Raw genomic sequence first — 2,311 nt, 5'->3', positions numbered from 1 at the left:
GTGGTGGGGTTAGGGCGGGGTGGTGGGGGGTTGGAGGGTGGTGAAGAGGTTGTCTAGGGGTGGGCCTGGGGGGCGGTTGTGTTCCACGTACCATTCGTGGCCGAGCATGGTGCGGAAGAGCCAGTGGGGGAGTTTGAGGAGCAGGCCCAGGGTGCGGGCGCCTTCGTCGGCGCTTGCTTGGCTGGCGTGGGCCTCGAAGGAGGCTCGTTTCTGGCGGGTGTAGCGGCGTACGTCGACGCGGTGGGTGATGGCCTCGCTGGGGGCGTAGGCGTGGTCGTAGGACGCCAGGGAGACGGCGGGTAGCACGCCGGGGATCGCGGTCACGATGCGGATCAGGCGGCGGATGAGGCGGCGGTCGATGGTGGCCTCGAGGACCAGCGGGGTGCCGGCCTGTTCGGCGGCGTACTTGCCGGCGGTGTAGACCTGCCGGTGGTCGGGATGCCCGTAGCCGCCGGCTGGGTCGTAGATGGTCAGCGCGTCGGCCTGTTCCTCGCGGAGCAGTTCGATCAGCGGCTGGGCGGCTTCCGCGGTCGGGAGGGTACTGAAGCCGCCGTCCGCGGGCGGTCCCGACGAGCCGGAGTCCTTGAAGCCGAATCGGACGACGCGCGCACAGCCGAGTGCGGTCGCGGACCGGTCCAGTTCGTCGCGCCGGTGCGCTGCCAGCGCGCCCCCGGCACGGTACGACGAAGCGGCCGCCCCGGCCTCGCCGTCCGTTGCTACCGCGAGTACGATACGGTGCCCTTCCGCGGCAAGTCGGGCAAGGGTGCCGCCCATGAGCAGGGCCTCGTCGTCCGGGTGCGCGTGAAATGCCACCAGGGTGTAGGGCCCGGCCATATGATGAGAATGACACGCCTGCCGCCCGCGGGCCAGTTGCTCTCAGCACCCTCTCAGCATCTGAGCGACAGGCTATTACTGATGAACGAACGAGAACGGCATAAGGGATGGCAGCGCCGGCTGCTGACGTCTGTCCTGAGTGCGTTGGTAACGGGGGCCCTCGTGGTGTTCCTGCCACGAGCGGTCGGGTCGACCTGGCACGAGGTCGGCGACGTGCTTGCACGGTTGTCGGTCGGCTCGCTGATTCTGCTCGCTGTGGTGTGGCTCGCGGGGTTGTGGGCACATTCGTTCGCCCTGGCTGCGTCCCTGCCCGGGCTGACGAAGCGCCGGGCGCTCACGCTGAGCCTGACCGGCAGCGCGGTGGCAAACGTTCTCCCACTCGGTGGCGCGGTCGGCACCGCGCTCAACTTCACGATGGTGCGCCGCTGGGGTTTCACCCGGCGCGCGTTCGGCGGCTTCATCACCGTGACGACACTGCTGAACGTGGTGTCCAAGCTCGGCGTGATCGCGATCGCGCTCGGCCTGGTACCGGTCCTGCACAGCGCGGCCGCGTTCAGCCCGACCAGCCTGCTGTTCCTGCCGGTGCCGGTGGCCGTCCTGGTGGGCGTCTGGATCCTCGTCGACGAGCGGGTCGCCAAGACCATCGGCCGCCAGCTGGACAAGGTGTTCCGGCGTTCGCGTCTCGAGGAACGGCTTCCCCGGTTCCGGCGGACGACCCTGCACCTGATGCGCACCGGCTGGCGGCCGATGACCGGCGGGATGGTCGCCTACCTGGCGCTCCAGCTGGCGCTGCTGTGGCTGTGCTTCCAGGTCCTGCACGTACCCCTCGGTCTGGCCGTGCTGTTCACGGCGCTGGCGGTGGAGCGGCTGCTGACGCTGGTGCCGATTACGCCGGGCAGCGCGGGTGTCGTGGAGATCGGTACGACGGCTGCGCTGGTCGCGCTCGGCGGTGACCCCGCAGGCGTTGCTGCGGGGTTGCTGCTGTTCCGCGGCTTCACGTTCCTGATGGAGATCCCGGTCGGTGGTGTGATGCTCGCGATCTGGACCTCCCTGCAGCGCCGGACGCGGGTGGCGGTGGCATGAGGATCGCGCTGGTCAGCGACGTGTACCTGCCGCGCCTCGGTGGCATCGAGCTGCAGGTCCACGACCTCGCCCTGAACCTGATCCGGGCCGGTCACGACGTCACGGTCTACACGCTCAACCAGGGGCAGGCCTCCGACGTACCGGTGGTCCGGCTGCCGTCGGTGGCCGGCATGCCGTCGCCGTCGTCGGTGGATCGGCTGCGGTCCGAGCTGCGGGACTTCGACATCGTGCACGCGCACTCGTCGATCGTGTCGCCGCTCGCCTGGCGGGCCGCCCGGCTGGCGCGGTCCGCGATCATCACCGTGCACTCGCTGCCCGGTCCGACGATGCCGTGGCCGCTGGCGCAGCTCGACCGGTACGTCGGGAACGTCGCCTGGACCGCGGTCAGCGCAGC

At 70.0% G+C, this 2,311-nt stretch carries 3 protein-coding genes; 2 read left to right on the top strand and 1 reads right to left on the bottom strand.

The annotated features are described in order from the left end of the window. Window positions 1-9 precede the first annotated feature (9 nt). The gene (locus VFF46_RS30100) at window positions 10-834 is read right to left on the bottom strand and encodes a PIG-L family deacetylase (protein ID WP_325040612.1); all 825 of its coding nucleotides are present in this window, start codon (window positions 832-834) and stop codon (window positions 10-12) included. Between the two features lie 81 nt (window positions 835-915). Here VFF46_RS30100 and VFF46_RS30095 point away from each other — a divergent pair, with 81 nt between their 5' ends. Further along, a complete protein-coding gene (locus VFF46_RS30095) occupies window positions 916-1,917 on the top strand; it encodes a lysylphosphatidylglycerol synthase transmembrane domain-containing protein (RefSeq protein WP_325040611.1) in 1,002 nt (333 codons plus the stop codon). Continuing rightward, a partial coding sequence (locus tag VFF46_RS30090; protein WP_325040610.1) for a glycosyltransferase occupies window positions 1,914-2,311 on the top strand: 398 nt, incomplete at its 3' end. The genes VFF46_RS30095 and VFF46_RS30090, both read left to right, overlap by 4 nt.

The organism is Kribbella sp. (assembly GCF_035655035.1).
In the GTDB taxonomy this organism is placed as follows: Bacteria; Actinomycetota; Actinomycetes; order Propionibacteriales; family Kribbellaceae; genus Kribbella.
The sequence above is the reverse complement of the archived record's forward strand: the minus strand, read 5'-3'. Positions and strand labels throughout refer to the sequence as shown.